The sequence below is a fragment of the Streptococcus gwangjuensis genome (genome assembly GCF_028156745.1).
In the GTDB taxonomy this organism is placed as follows: Bacteria; Bacillota; Bacilli; order Lactobacillales; family Streptococcaceae; genus Streptococcus; species Streptococcus gwangjuense_A.
On the sequence record NZ_JAODJG010000022.1, the window covers coordinates 1 to 17,920 of the forward strand.

16 protein-coding genes are annotated in these 17,920 nt (G+C 39.6%); all 16 read left to right on the forward strand.

Annotated elements, in window-relative coordinates:
* A partial coding sequence (locus tag N5909_RS01105; RefSeq protein WP_271630640.1) for an LPXTG cell wall anchor domain-containing protein occupies nt 1-837 on the forward strand: 837 nt, incomplete at its 5' end.
* 63 nt (nt 838-900) lie between these two features.
* Nucleotides 901-1,401 (forward strand): hypothetical protein, encoded by a 501-nt coding sequence (locus N5909_RS01110; protein WP_033681025.1) that lies wholly within the window; start codon nt 901-903, stop codon nt 1,399-1,401.
* Between the two features lie 73 nt (nt 1,402-1,474).
* Complete coding sequence (locus tag N5909_RS01115) at nt 1,475-1,699, forward strand: hypothetical protein (protein ID WP_000340303.1); 225 nt, start codon at nt 1,475-1,477, stop codon at nt 1,697-1,699.
* Nucleotides 1,700-1,726: 27 nt separating this feature from the next.
* Nucleotides 1,727-2,476 carry a hypothetical protein gene (locus N5909_RS01120; protein ID WP_033681026.1) on the forward strand — a complete coding sequence of 250 codons (750 nt, stop codon included), beginning with the start codon at nt 1,727-1,729 and terminating at the stop codon, nt 2,474-2,476.
* A 41-nt stretch (nt 2,477-2,517) separates the two neighbouring features.
* Complete coding sequence (locus N5909_RS01125) at nt 2,518-3,630, forward strand: hypothetical protein (RefSeq protein WP_033681027.1); 1,113 nt, start codon at nt 2,518-2,520, stop codon at nt 3,628-3,630.
* 61 nt (nt 3,631-3,691) lie between these two features.
* Nucleotides 3,692-3,913 carry a hypothetical protein gene (locus N5909_RS01130; protein WP_001047223.1) on the forward strand — a complete coding sequence of 74 codons (222 nt, stop codon included), beginning with the start codon at nt 3,692-3,694 and terminating at the stop codon, nt 3,911-3,913.
* Nucleotides 3,910-4,257 carry a PrgI family mobile element protein gene (locus N5909_RS01135; RefSeq protein WP_000197459.1) on the forward strand — a complete coding sequence of 116 codons (348 nt, stop codon included), beginning with the start codon at nt 3,910-3,912 and terminating at the stop codon, nt 4,255-4,257. Before N5909_RS01130 ends, N5909_RS01135 begins: the two co-directional genes overlap by 4 nt.
* Nucleotides 4,217-6,571, forward strand: coding sequence for a VirB4-like conjugal transfer ATPase, CD1110 family (locus N5909_RS01140; RefSeq protein ID WP_033681029.1), 2,355 nt, complete (start codon nt 4,217-4,219; stop codon nt 6,569-6,571). Before N5909_RS01135 ends, N5909_RS01140 begins: the two co-directional genes overlap by 41 nt.
* A 25-nt stretch (nt 6,572-6,596) precedes the next feature.
* Complete coding sequence (locus N5909_RS01145; RefSeq protein WP_033681031.1) at nt 6,597-9,233, forward strand: phage tail tip lysozyme; 2,637 nt, start codon at nt 6,597-6,599, stop codon at nt 9,231-9,233.
* Between the two features lie 19 nt (nt 9,234-9,252).
* Nucleotides 9,253-9,897, forward strand: coding sequence for a hypothetical protein (locus tag N5909_RS01150; protein ID WP_271630641.1), 645 nt, complete (start codon nt 9,253-9,255; stop codon nt 9,895-9,897).
* On the forward strand, nt 9,894-10,166 hold the full coding sequence (locus N5909_RS01155) for a hypothetical protein (RefSeq protein ID WP_033681033.1): 273 nt from the start codon (nt 9,894-9,896) through the stop codon (nt 10,164-10,166). Before N5909_RS01150 ends, N5909_RS01155 begins: the two co-directional genes overlap by 4 nt.
* Complete coding sequence (locus N5909_RS01160) at nt 10,120-10,959, forward strand: hypothetical protein (RefSeq protein WP_033681035.1); 840 nt, start codon at nt 10,120-10,122, stop codon at nt 10,957-10,959. The genes N5909_RS01155 and N5909_RS01160 overlap by 47 nt, the downstream gene beginning before the upstream one ends.
* A 12-nt stretch (nt 10,960-10,971) precedes the next feature.
* On the forward strand, nt 10,972-11,490 hold the full coding sequence (locus tag N5909_RS01165; RefSeq protein WP_033681036.1) for a hypothetical protein: 519 nt from the start codon (nt 10,972-10,974) through the stop codon (nt 11,488-11,490).
* The gene (locus N5909_RS01170) at nt 11,487-13,286 is read left to right on the forward strand and encodes a VirD4-like conjugal transfer protein, CD1115 family (protein ID WP_033681037.1); all 1,800 of its coding nucleotides are present in this window, start codon (nt 11,487-11,489) and stop codon (nt 13,284-13,286) included. Before N5909_RS01165 ends, N5909_RS01170 begins: the two co-directional genes overlap by 4 nt.
* A 20-nt stretch (nt 13,287-13,306) precedes the next feature.
* Nucleotides 13,307-13,570 (forward strand): hypothetical protein, encoded by a 264-nt coding sequence (locus N5909_RS01175; protein WP_000449753.1) that lies wholly within the window; start codon nt 13,307-13,309, stop codon nt 13,568-13,570.
* On the forward strand, nt 13,561-17,898 hold the full coding sequence (locus tag N5909_RS01180) for a PBECR4 domain-containing protein (RefSeq protein WP_033681038.1): 4,338 nt from the start codon (nt 13,561-13,563) through the stop codon (nt 17,896-17,898). Before N5909_RS01175 ends, N5909_RS01180 begins: the two co-directional genes overlap by 10 nt.
* The last annotated feature ends 22 nt before the right edge of the window (nt 17,899-17,920 follow it).

Consider the following 17,920-nt stretch of genomic DNA (forward strand, 5'->3'; position numbering starts at 1 on the left):
ACGATTGAGCTTCCTGCACGTTTGCTTGTAGAAAAAGGCAAAATTGTGAAAAATGATTTCCATCAAATTGACTTTGGAAATGCCTTTGTCTCTAATTTGGTAACTTTGCAAGTTCCTGACTTGAAACCTGAAAAACACGCTGTGGATCAGAAAGATGATAAGAAGATTCGTGATGGTCAAGAAATTAAAATTGGTGAATATTTACGCTATTTCCTTGATGGTGTAACTGTTCCTGCTAAACATGATACACTTTATCAGTATGATGGTATTGATAAGCTAGATGTGAAGCATGATCGCTATACTGGCAACTGGAAGGGTATCATTCGAGGTACAGAATATGTTGCCGAAAAAGAGCTTACATTGCCTTATGATGTAGTCTTGTCTAACGGAAAAGTGGTTAAGGCAGGAGACAAGATTGCTAAAGGCTCTGCGTATGCCTTCCAATTTGAGTTTGACCAAAGTACAAACTCTAACTTTATCAAGAAGATTGTTAAAGTAACATGGAATGAGAAAGAAGGTAAGTGGGCTTACACTATTGACAAAGATTTCTTGAACTCTCTAGGAGTGAAAGGTACGTTTGACGCTGATTTTTATATTGAAGTCGAACGTATTGCAGCTGGGAAGGTTGAAAATACCTTTATCAATACAGTCAATTTACAAGAGATGACGGCTAAAGTGACAACCACAACGCCAGAACCTCCAAAACCAGAGCCTAAAGAACCACACAAGCCACAAGCATCACTTCCAAATACAGGAACAGCAGCAAGCATGCTTCCAGTTGTGGGAATGATTTTGGGATTATTGAGTCTTGCAGGTCTTCGTAAGTATAAAAAATAGAACATCTAGAAATTCCCCCTCATCTATGGTATAATGAAGCCATAAAAAAGAGGGGGAAGAGAGATGAGAAAGGACACGAAAATGGATGCACATGTGACTAGAAGTGGATACAGATACTATACCCCAACTAAAACAAAATCAGAAGTAACCAAACCTGAAGAAGAGAAGAAGTGGAAAAAAGGCCTGCGTTGGCTAGGGAAAGCCACCTGGTTAGGAATAAAGAACCTACCGAGTGTGATTGCGAGAGCTGCCGTTTTGATGGTTGCGACTCCACTCATGTTTCTTCTCTTTATCTTTAATCTGATTAAGAGCTTGATTGCAACAGCAATTGGTTGGTTTGTGTTTAAGATTGTATCTTTCTTCGTAATAGGTTTTGGATTACAGGGATATGTTTTCCTAACTAAGCAGAACATTCCTGCTCCAGAATGGTTTAATAATCTGATGACAGATTTTGTTTTCCCTCACGGTGTTCCAATCTATTACTGGTGGGAAACGACTATTATCGTTGTCTTAGCTGTAATTACAGCCCTCTCTCTAACCTTTCGTCCAGAGGATGAAATATAGTATTAAATAAACAAAGTAGGTACTAGGAATCTTTCTTAGTACCTTTTTTATAAAAGAAAGTGAGAAAAAAATAATGGATGCAGTTGTAGATTTTATTAACAAAATTGGAAATATCGGTGGGATTATCGGTATTGGATGGGCCGCTTGGGGAGCCTGGGATTTAGCCGTCGGAATCAAACGTGAATTGGATGATAAGAAAGATAAAGGAATTCAAAGTTTGATTTTAGGTGCTCTTCTTGGTGCCGTTCTGAAAGCCCTTTTTACAGCCTTGGCAACAGGTCTTCAATCTCTTGGCTAGTATGAGGAAGAAAAAGGAGGTGGTTGTATGAACCAATCCACACTTGATCAACTAACCATGAGTCTAAAAGACTATAATGCGACAGCTTATCAGCTGATGGAGACTGTTTCGGGTTCGATGGAGAAGGTAGCCATTTTGCTTCTTCTCCTTTTTATGGGGATCAACCTCATGAACTGGCACCAGCATCTTAAAAGCAATGGTGGGGAGTTATCTTTTCAGCTTTGGATTGAAGAAATCCTCAAGTATGCCATCGCACTCTTTTTAATCCTCTATGTGGATGCGATTTTTGATGCCTTAACTTGGTTGTTTAATGTCATTATCAAATCTATTGCTAGTTTGGGAATTAAAGAGATAAAAAATGATGCTGAGTTTAGTTGGACAAATTTAAACTGGATGGCTAAGTCAATGCTACAGTTTGTTTATAATGTCGTTGACTTTATCGGGCAAATCTCGACTAAGTTGTTGATCTTGTTGCGTTCCTTTACGCTTTATACGTATAAGGGAATCGCTAAAATTATTGTCGCTTGTTATATGGTAGATAGCTTACGTCCGATCTGCCTTGGCTTCTTTAAGCTCTATGCTGCTGCTGTCCTTCAGGGATTGATTTTAGTGGTTGTGATCATGCTTTATCCAGCTATTGTAACTAACGATCTTTTGACAGTTGATAAAACTGGAGCCTGGACAAGTGCCTTAGTTTCCATAGCTAAAGGAATTATTTATATCATGATGCTATTTGGCAGCCAGCGCATGGCCAAGAATATCATGCAGGTGAACTAGATTATGGTATAATAAGGAGAGAATGCTGAAGGAGAGATGGTATGGCTGTTTCGAAGTTTTATGCAGTATGGCGGAAAGAATCCAGAGAAGAAGAGATTGTGAATGCTTTTCAAGCACTCGCTCTAAAGGGGCGAGCACAAATTATTACGACGCCGAAAGAACAGGCGACTCTTTTTGATTTGGAAACGGGTCTCAAGGTTAATCCAAGAAGTAGCCAGAAAAAAGATGGTCGCTATGTAGGTCAACCATACTTTAGTTACTATCCAGGTGAAGAGAGCCCGTTAAAGGGGTTAGAAAGTAGCTTTGAGTATTCCTCTGAGCTGAATGCTTTTATCGAGGCTTTCAAGACTATTGAGAAATTTCAGATTGAATATGACAATCATACGGCTTATATTTTTCCTAAAGCTATTTCTCCGATGCAACGGATTGTATTTGAAGATGAAGACTTTGTTATTCTAAAGCTCTTGATTGATATCGATGAGACTTATCCTTATTCTGAATACTACCGTTTAAATGGTCAACTAGGTATCGAATTTTATAAAACGAGAAGACCAGAACCTGTTAAACGGATAAAATTAGCTAAAGAAGGTATTCCCTTGTTTGAAGCCAAGGCTCATTTCCCTAAGTCTACTAAGATTTATGTACCTGAAGAATTTACTTCATCTGAACAGGTTAAAAGTGTTGCTGATAGAGTGAGGAAAGTTTATCAGGAAACAAACTATAAACTGTATGGGAATTTTGATAAATACCACATAGAAGCATTTGTCTTTTTAGATGACAATGAAAGGAAGTACCACACATTGAAAACGTATGAAGAACAGTGTCAGGAATTGCAGGCAAAAATTGAGAAGTTGGAAGAGAACTTCAATCAAAAAACTGAGAAAGTCAACCAGCTGAGAAAAGAAATTAAGCAAGCCGAAACAATCTTGAGAAACTATCACGAAGAGGAGGAGTATTACAAGAAGTTAGAAAAGGATAATCAAAAACTAGAATCAGATAAACAAAGATTGAAGCAGGAAAAAGGAGAAATTATCTCTAAAAATCAACGTCTAACCAATGAATCACAACGTTTACGTAGACTGAAAAATGTAGCAGAAGAGAAGATAGAGTATTTACAAAAACGATCGTTCTGGCAAAGACTTCTCAATAAATAAAAATAGTAGGTAATGAAACAGTTCTAAAGAAGAGCTGTTTTTTTGATGGAAAGGATAAAGTATGAATTTAGAAGAACTCAAGCAACGGCGAGATGAGCTTGTGCAAGACAATGCTTGGATGGATAATTTAATTAAGGAAAAAGAGGAAGAGTTATGGGAATTGAAGGTAAGAGGTATTGCAGCTTCTGAGCTAGCGAGATCGGCATTGGAATCTGCTTTACGCTCTGCAGGAATTGTAGATACCTTTTACGGCCCAGATAATGGAAAGAAAGGAACAGAATGACACGTTTAGGCAGTGAATTTTTAAAGGCTTTAGATAGCTACGAAAGGCCAGTTTTAGGGTATATGACACTGAGACAGTTAGTGCTACTATTTGGTATCGCATTGACAGTAGTTGTCACAACCATCCTCTATTGGCTGAAGGCACCTGATACTATTCTTTATGGCGTTGATATTTTGTTATTAGCGCCTTTTGTTATTTTCGGGTGTTATTTCGATGAGAAAATTAAAGATAATGTTCGTTTCATGTTAACCAAGCAGGAACGCTCTTATCAGACAGATTATGACAGAAAGGAATACACAAGAAATGAATTTATTCGGCCGAAAGAAAACCCCGAAACTCTCTAAGGAGGAACGGGAACGGGCCAAACGTCTAAGACGTACCATGACGGCATCTACACAGAATAGTCTTAATTATCAATGGTTGATGCCTGATGGCCTCATGAAAATTACAAATGATCAATTTTCAAAGACCTATCGCCTAGGTGATACAAGCTATATTACTGCAACAGATGATGAGCGAATTGATATTATTGAAACAAGCGCTGATATTTTTAATTCGCTGGACATTGACAATGATATGCAGCTATTGATCCTGAATCGTAGGGTAGAAAGCAATAGCTTATCTTCTATTCGCTATGATTTGGTTGGAGACGGATATGATGATTATCGTAAAGAATACAATGCGATGATCAATGATCGTTTTTCTCAGGAACAAAACACCTTCAAGGTAGAAAAATATCTGACGATTACTACCCAAACAGACCAGGATCATCAAGCTAGAAGAATCCTTGATGATACAGCCAGCGTTATTGAAAGTCAATACAGTGGCTTAGGAATCTCCTTTAAGGAGTTAGAGGGATTGGATCGTCTTCTTATCTTCCGAAAACTCTTGAGGCGAGAAGGTTTTATTGATTTTAACTATGAAGACATCGCTATTTCTGGATTATCCACCAGGGACTTTGTAGCTCCAAACTATCTGAAGTTTGAAAAAGATCATATGAAAATTGATGATTGTTTCGCAAGGGTGATGTATGTTAGACAATATCCTACCTTCTTGAATGACAAACTGATTAAGAATATCCTGGATACAGGAATTGAACTGGCTATCAGTCTGCATGCGAAGCCCTATGATACTGCAGATGCACTGAAGAAAATCAAGACAGTTAAGTCAAGTGTACGTAGGGAAATGATCAAAAGTCAGAAGGCTGCCGCAAAAGAAGGTTATGGAAGTGACCTGGCGGTTGGTGGGAAAGCTGTGGAGACATCTCGCGAAACAGAGAAATGGACTGAAGAACTCCAGGACAATGACCAAAAAATGTTTTCAGGTGTGATGACGATTTTCTTCATAGCTGACACTCTGGAAGAGTTGAATATCTACACAGAGCAGGTTCAACGATCTGTCCGTAAGAATACGGTAGAACTGGATAAGTGTTACTTGTACCAGGAAGAATCCTTGAATACCATTCTACCGATTGGAATTCCATTTATCAACGTAAAACGCCGTTTTATGAGAGATATGACTACCAGTAACTTGGCCACACAAGTCCCATTTACCAACGTAGATCTTCGATCTAACAGTCCACGTGCAATTTATTATGGCCAGAATCAGCTATCAAAGAACGCTATCACAGTTGACCGTAAGAAAGACTTGAATACAGGTTCAGGTTGTATCTTTGGGACTTCAGGATCAGGAAAATCTGTTCTTGCTAAAGGAGGAGAGATTATTCCTACGACTCTACGTTATCCTGAAGATAATATTATTATCGTCGATCCTGAAGATGAGTACACTGGTATTGGTCGAGAATTGGGTGCAGAAATTATCACAATCGCTCCTGGATCGCAACATCACTTTAATTTGTTGGATCTACCTGATAAGGACAAATTACAGGCAGAAGATAGTGACCCGATTGGCCAAAAATCAAACCTCTTATCAACCTTGTTTGAGAATATATTCTCTGAGGTATCAGACGATGAATTTGCGATGATTGACCGTGTAACGAGAAAGACCTATGAGGAATTTGAAAAACCAACATTTAAGGATTGGCAAGCAGTTTTAGAACGTCAACCTGAAGCCGTAGCTAAGGATCTGGCGCTGAAGGCAGAACCTTATACTATCGGTTCAAATGATATCTTTGCTCATCCTACAAATGTCAATATGAATAGTCGCTTTATTATCTTCAATCTCAAGCAGTTGAGTGGTAAATTGAAGCCATTTGCTCTCCTGGTGATTCAGGACTTCATCTGGAATCAGGTAGTCAATAACCAAGGTAGATCCATTACATGGTTGTACTTTGATGAGTTGCAGCTATACTTCAAAAATAAACTGCAAGCAACCTTCTTTACAGAACTATACTCACGTATTCGTAAGTACGGGGCTATTCCAACAGGGATTACACAGAATCCAGAGACTGTTTTATCTACAGAGGAAGGTAGAAAGCTAGTCGCAAACTGTGAGTTTCTAGCCCTCCTGAAGCTGAAGCGGACAGACTTAGAAGCCCTGGAGCAGGTAATCCCTCTTACGCCTTCGTTGGAGCGATTTGTCTTGCGACCAAAAGCAAAAGGTACGGGTTTGATTGTGGCTGGAGATACAATTGTTCCATTTGAAAACCCTATTCCTAAAGATACTAAACTCTATCAATTGGTTGCGACAGATAGTTAAAAAATAGAAAGAGAGGTGATATCTTTTGTTTGAAAGTGATCCTAAACAATTAAAACAGGAGCGCAAGAGGAGAATCAAAGAAGGATCATACCTCAATAATAAAAAAGCTCCTAAAGAAGCACGTTTAGACTCAAGAGTTGCATTTAAAGAAGCTAAGAAGAATTATCGCTTAGCGAACAAAGATTATAAATTACACAAAGGACCTCAAGCAACAGCTAGAGGTCTTTTCTTTAAGCAACAACGTGATCGAGCAAAGTTGGAAAAACAAATTGCCACAACGCTCTATAAACGAGCTAAAAAGGCAGATGATAGTTATATTCCTAACCGCCTGAAGAAACGTGCAAAACAAAGTGCCCGAATGAAAGCGAGACACGACGTTGAGAAGACAGTCAGAGATAATGAGATTCTTGGAGACTGGGTTCAGGCTAGGCAAAATATTCGTCAATTTAAGTACCAGGTAAACACCTCTAAAAGAGCGTTAAATGCTGTAGGAAAATTATCCAAGTATTCAATCAAGCACAGCTATGGACAGCTCAATAAAAGCTATAATTTCATCAGAGGGCGAGGGTATACTCGAACACCAAAAGAGTTCTCCTGGGAAGGAAAACTCAGCAAAAAAATGAAACATGCCAAAAAGCGACTGGGACGTTCAAAGTTTGGGAAGGCATCAAAACGTACAGGAAAAGTCTTAAAGTTTTCGTCAAAAATACTACGTTCGATTTTAACAAATCCTTTAGCTGTCAAGTCCTATTTCTTAATGTTTATCATCTTTGCAGTATTTGGGATATTTATGTCTGTTTTTGGAGGGAGTGGTCCAGTCCAACAAAATGAATTTGACTTGAACAAATCCTGGCTTCAAATCAGTAAACGTGATAGAGAGAAGTCAAATGATAAGGTTGACTATTGGACGAACATCGATGATATGCTCTTTTTCATGAACTTTCGCTACGGTAGTGATTGGAAGCCAGAGAGTTCCTGGAAAGATGGAACAGGTGGTGAATGGGCTGGGACATTAGGTTTTAATCACTATTCTGATGCCTTGAATGATCTTTGGAATCATTTGAATGATGACCCTCACAATTTGAAGAAGATGGCTGACTTATATGGCCCCTCGTCAGATCTCAAGTGGACTAAGTTGAGTGATAGCGAGTTAGAAGAGTATAAAGAGCTAGAGGAGTTGACTAAAGAAGTTGGTCGATACCCCTCTTATCAAGAACTAGCTAATCCATTTTACCAGGAAGACGATCCTTCTTATCAAGCTCCTCTAGTTATCCTGAAGAGATTTGGTTATACCTCTAAGAGTGAAATTTATGAAAAAACACAACTAAAAGCTTCAACAGGACAAGCTCTAAGAGCTCCTATTGACGGTCAAGTCAGTGTGACAGATGATATGACTGTATCCATCAAAACAGATAAAGCCATCTTTACTTATGAAGAGGTAGGAAATATCCGTGTTTCTGACGGTGATCAGGTCAAAGCTGGAGATGAGGTTGGGAAGGTAACGGCAAATGGTTACCAGATCATTCAGTATCAAAAATTGGAGGAAAAAGCGACAAAGGATAAGAAAGAAAAGTGGACATCAGTTAATCCAGGCTTTTACTTTCAATCTGTCACGTACAATCAGACAACCTCAGTCATTACCACACTTAATGGCGATTTGGGGCAAAAATCACGAGCGATAAAAGATTACTTGAAGCAAAAGGTACCAGGGCTGACAGATAATGGTTTGGCAGCCATGCTTGGGAACTTTGCAACTGAAAGTAATATCAATCCTAAACGTGCTGAAGGAGACTATCTTAGCCCACCAGTAGGGGCTGATTCTTCTTCATGGGATGATGAGTCATGGTTAGCTATAGGAGGACCAGCGATTTATAACGGAAGATACCCAAATATTCTTCGACGAGGTTTAGGATTGGGACAGTGGACAGATACAGCGGATGGCTCCACGAGACATACTCTATTATTAAACTATGCAAAATCTAAGAATAAGAAGTGGTATGATTTGGAACTGCAACTGGATTTTATGTTGGAGGGGGATACTCCTTACTATATCACAGGACTAACTTCAATTCTAACTAGTACAGAGGATGTAGAGACGCTTACAGAGCGTTTCCTGGTTAATTGGGAAGGAAACTCTGGAGATAAGGTCTTAGAGCGCCAGAATAATGCTAAGCAGATCCACGCTTTTCTTACTCAACAAGTTCGAGGAGGTGGAGCGTTAGCATCTTCCTGGAATTTCCCTGCCGAGTATCAGTCAAAAGTGGAGCACCCTCCTACACAAGCTTCTATGACTACACAACAAGGAAGCGGCTACCCAGTTGGTCAATGTACTTGGTATGCGTATAATCGTTTAGTTGAACTAGGAACGATTACAGACTTATCAGGGTCCTATGGTTACCTTGGAAATGGTCAGGATTGGGTAACAAGCCTAGTCGCAAAAGGATGGAAGTACAGTACGTCACCAACGAGAGGGGCTGTTGTATCAATTCTAGGTGGATTTGGTGGGACACCAGGTGGATACGGTCATGTTGCGATTGTGGAAGCTGTGAACCTAGACGGTTCATTCCTAGTTTCGGAATGTAATGTCCAAGGTGTACAGGATAAGGTCCATTTTCGTGTTCTCTATCCAGCTGACTACTATACATTTGCGACACCGAATTAAAAAAGAAAGAAGGTAAATCATGAAAATGATAGATATGGAGAAATTGAAACTCCTGAAAGTAGGAGGAATCCTTATAGGAGTTGTGCTAGTTCTAGGATTCGTATTCTGGATTGGAGCAGCAACCTCATCACAAAAGAAAGCTAAACAGGAAGCTGAAACTACGCAACAAGAAACCAAAGCAGAGGGAAGCGAACTAACGCAAGAATATGTAAAGGAATTCTTGACGGCTTACTTCAATAAGCAGGATCTGGGAGAAAATAGAAATCGCTATTTGCCCTATATGACAGAAGCTGCTTACAATCAGGAAGTGAACTCTGAAGAAGAACCAACGGTACAAACCTATAAGGGCTATGTAGTGGATACACAGATGAGGTCTTCTACCATCTACATCGATCAAGAAAACCATGTTGCCCTAGCTCAAGTGAGATACACTCAGACACAGTTACAGAAGAAGTATGATTATACTAACGCCCAAACAAACGTAGGATCTTCAAGAACCATACGGATTCGCTTCAGCAAGCAAGATGGGAAATACCTGGTAAATCATATTGACCCCATTTTGATTGTGGACAGCTTGAACACCAGCGAAAAGGCGAGTATTCCATCGTTAAACAAACCAATCACTAACCAAACACAAAGTACAGAAGGGAAAAAGGAACAATGACAAAATTAGAAACTTTGGAAAAACAAAAACAGAAAGCGGAAGACCGCTTAGCTGACTATATGGCCAAGGCCAAGAAGGAAGAAGAGAAACTGCAGCAGCTAGAAACTCAAATCATTCTGGCCAAACATGAGGAACGGTCAAACTACTTGGCCGAACATAATTTAACCTGGGCTGATATTGAAACAGCTCTTGCTGAAGGAAAATTGAAAGGAGCTGAAAAACATGTACCGTTTAACCAATCTGACACAAAACACGACCACAACGTATAAGAATCGAGACCTTGTGTATCAAGCCCTGGAGCGAGAAAATGCCAAGGTTAAGCATGAGGGGGCAGAGGCCGTTTTATTGGTAGAGGAACTGGATAAAAAGAATGTAGTGATCTACCAAGAAGATGTCTATTTGCCGTTTGAGGGAATTGTGGATAGCCTCTTCCTGAAGCCTGGTACGTTGAATCACCAGGAGGCCCCAGCAAAAGAAGCAAAAAACTCTTTCTTTAAGCGCCAGCCTGAAACAAAACATGTAGAGAAGACTCCTGAAGAGAAAGCTAAAGCCACTTCCTTGAAACATGAAACTCCCAAACCTCGAACCTCTTCTAAACGCTCTTTTTGGGTGTATTTAGGAAGAGTTCTGGTGTTGTTTGGTCTAGTAGGAAGTCTGACACTTGCTGGCTTATCCCTTACGCTAGTTTACCATCAAGAAAAGCAACTCTCGGCCTTGTCCAAGGAACTTTCAAATCTAAAAACTATTCAGTCAAAAACAGGAGAACTAGATGCCTTTTCACGTTACTTTTTGCCAGCCCTTTACTCTGATAAAGGGAAAATGACTGATTTCGTAGCTCCTCAATTAACGATAGATAGACAAGCAGGTCAACTGCAGTCTGTGATTTTGGAATCTAGCTTGATTGTTGATGAAACAACTTATCAGCTAACCTATGTAGTGGCCGTGAAAGACGGTGAGAATAGAAGTCAGAAACGCTTGGTAGTTACTGTGAAGGAAGAACCTTCAGCACCTTACGGATTCCAGGTTATTGCTAAGCCAGAACTATCCAATTATCCAAAATAAAGGAGGTCTTACATGGATCAAGAAAAAGTCAGTCATTCTCTGGCTTTAAAAGGAAAAGTTACTCTGGAGATGACGATACAAGCTCTGTATGCCCTCGCAAAAGCCCATTATGACAAGAAACAACATAAGGCGGCAAATCGAACTTTTGAAGGGGAGACGCTATTCAATGACTTTATGGCCACAAAATCAAAAAAAGATGTCGAGAAGTTATTAAATAGTGAAGTTCACTTGGCTAAGTTGAAGCATTACCTGGAGGAGTATAAGGTAGGTTTTACTTATCATCAAAAAGATGGTACAAACTATCTCTTCTTTGAAACAAAAAATCGCACCTTGGTAGAAAAGGCTCTCAAAGAGATGTTGGCAGATATCACGAAAAGCCCAGAAAAATTGGAAGAGTTTGCGAAAAAGGTGCTGAAGAAACCACATGAAATGACTCCTGAAGATAAAATCAATTACTATAAGACAAATAAGGTCTATAAAGGAACGATGCCAGTAGTTACGAAGGAGATTGGGAAGGAGAAGACACGATGATTAGAAAACCTATATGGCCCTACCTGGTGGTGGGGCTATTTTCATTTGTTATTTTCCAGTCCTTTTACCATTACTACCAACTTTCGACTGCAGCAGTGCCTTTCATGGGAATGTTGCGGCTTCGTTGGTTGATAGAACACTGGGAACGCTTCTCTTTTGGTGTTTTCTTTGATTCAGGAGCCTTATATGCAGGGTTGATCGGATTCGGCCTCCCACTGCTTGTCTATGCTTCTATGGATAAGAATTTATATCGTCAGGGAGAAGAGCAAGGTAGTGCTCGTTTTGCGACTTTGAAGGAAATGAGACGGTTTGAAGACGTTGATTTTGAGAAGAATATGATTTTTTCAAAACAAGTTAAAATGGGCTTATTTAACTTTCGCTTAGCCTACAATGTTCAGCTCAATAAAAATGTGATTGTCATTGGTCTTCCAGGAGATGGTAAAACCTTTACTTTTGTATTGCCAAATTTAATGCAGATGAACTCAAACTTTGTTGTGACGGATCCTAAAGGAAACCTGGTACACGAAGTTGGGAAGATGCTTGAGAAAACTGGCTATGCCGTTAAAATCTTTGATTTGATTCGGCTCAAGAATTCAGATCGGTTTAATCCTTTTCATTACATGAAGTCTGAGCTAGATATTGATCGTATTTCTGAAGCAATTACTGAGGGAACAAAGAAGAGTGAGCATACTGGAGAAGACTTCTGGGTTCAAGCAGAGTTGATGCTGCAACGTGCATTGATTGGTTATCTCTATTTTGACTCTAAGGATCCTGAAACTGGAGTCCAGTTATATATGCCAAACCTAGGCCACGTTGCGGATCTATTAAGAAATATGTATCGAGAGGATCCAGATGTACCAAGCCCTGTCGAGCAGATGTTTGAAGAACTGAACGAACATCAACCTAACAACTATGCTTATAAACAGTGGAAATTATTCCAAAATTTCAGAGGCGAGACAAGAAACAGTGTGGTAGCGATTTTGTCTTCTCGTTATTCTATCTTCGACCACGAAGATGTCCGAAACTTGATTAGTGAGGATACCATGGAAATGGATACCTGGAATACGAAAAAGACAGCTGTTTTTATTGCTATTCCTGAAACCAATAACGCCTTTAATTTTCTTTCCTCAATCTTGTTTGCGATTGGTTTTGAGGTTCTTACACATAAGGCTGATGATATCTTGCAAGGGAAAGTACCTGGCTACAGTAGAAAAAATCTTCGCCACATTCAATTTATCTTCGATGAGTTTGCACAAATTGGCCGTATTCCAAACTTCGCCCAGGTCCTCTCTTCTATTCGTAGTCGTGAGATGTCTATTAAGATTATCATCCAAGCTGTCAATCAGCTAGAATCACTTTATAAAAGTGATTGGAAGACCATCTTTAATAACTGTGCTACTCACCTATTTTTAGGGACAAATGACAAGGATACGATGGAATACTATTCTACAAGGTCAGGTAAGCAGACTATACGCACTCGATCCACCTCAAAATCGCATAGTTATCGTAATGGATCATCAAGTGAAAATAAACAAATTCAAGGCCGTCCCCTTCTAACTCCAGATGAAGTCGCAAGAATTGGGGTAGAAGAAGGATTGGTCTTTATTTCTAAACAAAATGTCTTCAGAGATAAAAAAGCAAGTGTCTATGATCATCCTAGAAAAGATGAGATTGCAAGTTCCCCTGAAGACAAAGAAAACTGGTACGAATACACTCGAAAAGGAACAGACATCGACGGCTTGCTTTTATATGCCAACGATTTGACTCCGCAGCTAAAAGAGTTATTCGTGGCCTAACATACAGAAAGGATAGTAGGATGGAAACACCTAAAACACAATTAGGATACCTGGAGAGTATCTCGCAGGTTCTAGCATTAAAGCTAGAAAATTTAGCCACAGAACGTTATGCTATTTGGCAGCTACTTATACAGGCAGATGAGGAGAGTTTTTATCAATTAGCTCCTCATCTTTTTGTGACAACGAATCAGGAAGATCCATTAGTTGTTAGTGAACTAGATGCAACTCCTGAGGGTTATCTTTTATTCAAGGAATTGGTCGAGGAGGAAACAGGATGGTTTTAACAAAAGCACAGGCAAAATCGCTGGATATTTTAGAAGTAGCTCGTAGTCTCGGAATGGAAATGAAGAGAAAGTCACACCGAGAGTATTACTGGGCCGAGCATGACTCGTTTAAGATTGATACTGTGAAAAATACCTGGCATTGGTATTCTCAAAACCTATTTGGCGATACTATCAATCTCGTGCAACAAATGCAAAATGTCAGCTATAAAGATGCTATGGTATTCTTGGAGACAGGTTCCTTTCCTGAAGCAAAACCAGTAGAGGAAGCGCGAAAACCCTTCAACTATACACTAGCGCCTTACGAACAACCATTTGTGGAGGCGAGAGCCTATCTTAAGGAGATTAGAGGTCTCTCTGATGATACAATCGACTTCTTCCTTGAGAAGGGAGTAATTGCTCAAGCTAAACGTAAGGACAAAGAGGGCGTTATAGAAGACGTATTAGTTTTTAAATACTTGGATAGAAATCAGCAACTGGTAGGTGCGAGCCTTCAGGGACTTGTTCCTGATCAAGAACGTCATCCAGGTAAGGGCTACTTGAAACAAATCATGTATCAATCAGAGGCTATCAGTGGCTTAAACGTTTCTATAGGCTCTCCTGAGCGTTTAATTGTGACAGAGGCACCAATTGACCTTATGAGCTATTATGAGCTTCATAAGGGCGAATTAAACGATGTTCGACTAGTTGCGATGGAAGGATTGAAAGAGGGAGTATTATCCCACTATGTTCTTGAAATGTTACAGGATCGAGGGGAGATTGCGATGGATGAAAGGGATTATACCAAGTCTAGCGAACTAACACGTACCTCGAGATTCCTATCTGTTGCAGCGGAAACCTCCACACTTTTCCAAGATCACAAATACGATGATCTCATCACGTTGGCAGTTGATCGTGATAAAGCAGGTACAGACTTTATCACCAAACTACGGGAGAAGAAAATCCCAGTTATCGATGCAAGACCACCACAACGTGAAGGTCAGGAGAAGACAGACTGGAATGAGATTCTGAGGCAGGAAAAACAAATGGAGAAGACTGAGGAAATTCACTCATCAAGTTCTTTTCCTGATACCAGCCACCTTTCTCCTGAAGATGCAGCGTGGTTGAAGGAAAACTGGAATAATATAGGTTTTTCAGTAGAGCCTAGAAAACAAATGGTTATTGATTCGGACAAAACAGTGACCTATGAAAAACCTTCCAATCCTCTTGGAGATGGTAGGGAGCCCAAAAAACAAATTCAGAGCACAGAAAAAGCTCCTGAGAGTTCCCAGGAGCAAATGAATGATAGGGCCAGTGGTGGAGAGGGCTATTCACAGCATGATGCTGTAGGCAGTGCCGAACCTGAAGCTGAATTATCAGCAACCTTTGAGCAAACTGTTGCCAGTCACCCGACATCACCCTATCGTTACTTACATTTTAGCACAACTTTTGAGGAAGTGCAACGAAGACAATCGAAATACCATCCAATTACAGCTGATGATTTGAAAAGAATGAATCAGTACGCTGGTTCTATTCAGAAATCATCTCAATGGTATTTAGAGGAATTAGCGAATAGTAAAATCTATTATTTCTATTCCAATAATGGAGAGGTGAGTTTGCTAGATGTTAATTTTAAACGAGAAAACTTTTTACACTTAACAGGAATCAGGCCAGTTGTTCCAGGTAGGAATGCTGGAGATTTTGTAGTCGATTTTGCTGAGGGAAGGGGAGACTATAATCAAATACTGGTTAGTAATAGTCTAAAAGAAAAATTACAAGTTATTCCTATGCTAGAGGATATTCTTGATCCTAAATCGTTTGTTTTGGATAACTTAGACGAAGTGAGAATTGCGCAACGACTTAACTTTTCAGAAGCTATCAAGAGTAAAGACGAGGATTTCTTGCTTCTTTTCAAAGATATAGGAGAAGAACGTGTCCCTGCATCTCTCATGAAAATCAAGAGAGATCTAAAAGTTGATGTAGAGAAAACTAAGGAAAAAGTTATACTTGCTGTCTTTCGTGAACGTGATGGTAATATTGAACAGTTGTCTATCAATGAGGATTATGTCAAGGATAGAGGAAATGAGTTGCAAACCATTTTGAAAGATGGCTTGTTTGAAGAAATCAAGCTTGATACAACTAAGGGAATTGAACAAATAACTCCTGAAAACACACTGAATGGCTTACTACTTGATTCAGCTATGTTTACTCAAGTCCTAGATACTGTCTATAATTTAGGTGTGCCAGGTGACATCTCAAAAACTCCAGAAGAATTTCATCAAGCCTGGAATCAGTATCTTGACTATGCGAAACGGTACAATGATAAATTTGACCAGATTGTTGCTGCAGCTGGAGAAGATCATCTTCTAGACACAAATTCAGATTTTTATAAAGAATGGAAACAAGATCATATCTATAAAGAAAACTACCATGTACGCCTTCAATGGGCTGAGGAGCGCCCAGATGGGCCTAAATTGCCCTTTAAAGAAACAGATCTGATATCTTATCAAGATTTTGCTAGAGAGCTTTACAAGGCCAATCAGAGCTTCTATCCGTTACATCAGGAAGGACTAAAACAAGTGACTGATGGTCGCCCAGAAGGTTACATCTCTCCAACTAAGATCCAGTTTAGTATCTACGCTCCCGATGGTGAACTGATCCAGGATGGCATCCGTTACGATATTGGGAATGAGATTAACCCAATCGCTCACAAAGGAAGACTTGGAACACGAGAAATGAGAGAGTACCCAGAATTGATGAAGATAGATGGGGCCATATTCACTCCGTATCATCTGGAGAGATTGGCGAGTGAGTTAGATATTTCTCAGTTCAGTTACGCTTTAGAAGATACTCTTTACGCAGATCAACTTCTATCCCAACTCCCATTTGGAGATTTGGAAAATAGTCCAATTGGATTTACAGATAGTAGTCATGATGGTCGCCTTGGATTTATCTCTTTTGATGGAATGGATAGTGTTGAGGTCGAAAATCTATCTGCTTGGTTTGAGAAGTTGGGAGTCAAAGACTCACCTATGGAACAATTGGCCCTTATTGAAAAATGGCAAAAAGAAATCAAAGGTTTATCAGAAAAAGTTGAACAAACGATCTCCACAGTCCGAGAAGAATTTGAGAAATCACAAGAGGAAGAAATCAAACTAGAAGAACAAGGCTACAACAAGCAGGAGTTGGAACATGATGCGGATGCTGATGGTGTTTCTGATGAGGAGGAGTTGCTTCAGGGAACGAATCCGTATGATTTTAGATCGAAACCAGGTTCTAAACCAGAGGGCGAGGAGAGTCTACAAGCGGACGAAGTTGTGTTAGCAGCTGGCAGTCTTGCAGTCGCAGATTTTATTCAAAATAAAGATATGGCAGGATTAAGTCGTCATTTTAAAGAAGGGATTAAGGAGTTTCTGGATTCAGATAAGTACAAAGACTATCTAACGAAAATGAGCCAACTAAATAATTATTCTAATCGCAACTTACGCTTAATTCTTGCACAAAATCCTGAAGCAAGGCAAGTAGCTTCTTTCAAGCAGTGGAAAGAAAACTTTGGTCGCTATGTGAAAAAAGGTGAGAAGGCTTTACGTATTTTTAAACCTATGACGAAGATCAAAAATGATGAGAATAACCAACCAATATTGGATAAAAATGGGAAACCAGAAACAGTTACATTCTTTGGTTTGGTACCAGTTTTTGATGTTAGTCAGACAGAAGGAAAGGAGATGCCAAAAGCTGCAGAAGTGAAAGAACAGCTGACTGATTTGGACTATGCAAATCTTTACCGTGCCCTGATGGCTATTGCAAAAGAAAATGATGTATCGGTTCGATTTGAGGAGATGGAAAATAATAAACATGGATATTATTCTGTCCCAGAAAATCAAATTGTTTTACGTAGTAATGAGATGAACAAGGCTCAAATTATTAAAACTTTCTTACATGAGATGGCTCATGCAGAGTTGCATCATGCAGATAATCCTCAAAAAGAAAATCTAACTAGAAGCACTGCTGAACTCCAGGCTGAAAGTGTTGCTTATGTTGTTTCTTCATACTATGGTATTGATACGTCAGAGTACTCCTTTAACTATCTATCTGGGTGGTCTGCTGATAAGGAGACACTTGCTGATTTAGAAGCACAGTTAGATATTGTCCAACAAGAAGCTAAAAGTTTAATGGTTCGGATGGATCAAGCATTGGAACAATTAAGATTGAGTCAGGAGAAACAAACGAAGCGTAGTTTTGAACAAAAACTGGAGAAGTTTAAAGATCAGAGCAAGCAGGCTGTCGAAGATCACAAGCAGGAGTTGAAAGCAGATGCACAATCAAAAAAAGAGAAGGGTTTCTCGAAATGACCGAACGGGACACCCCAAATAA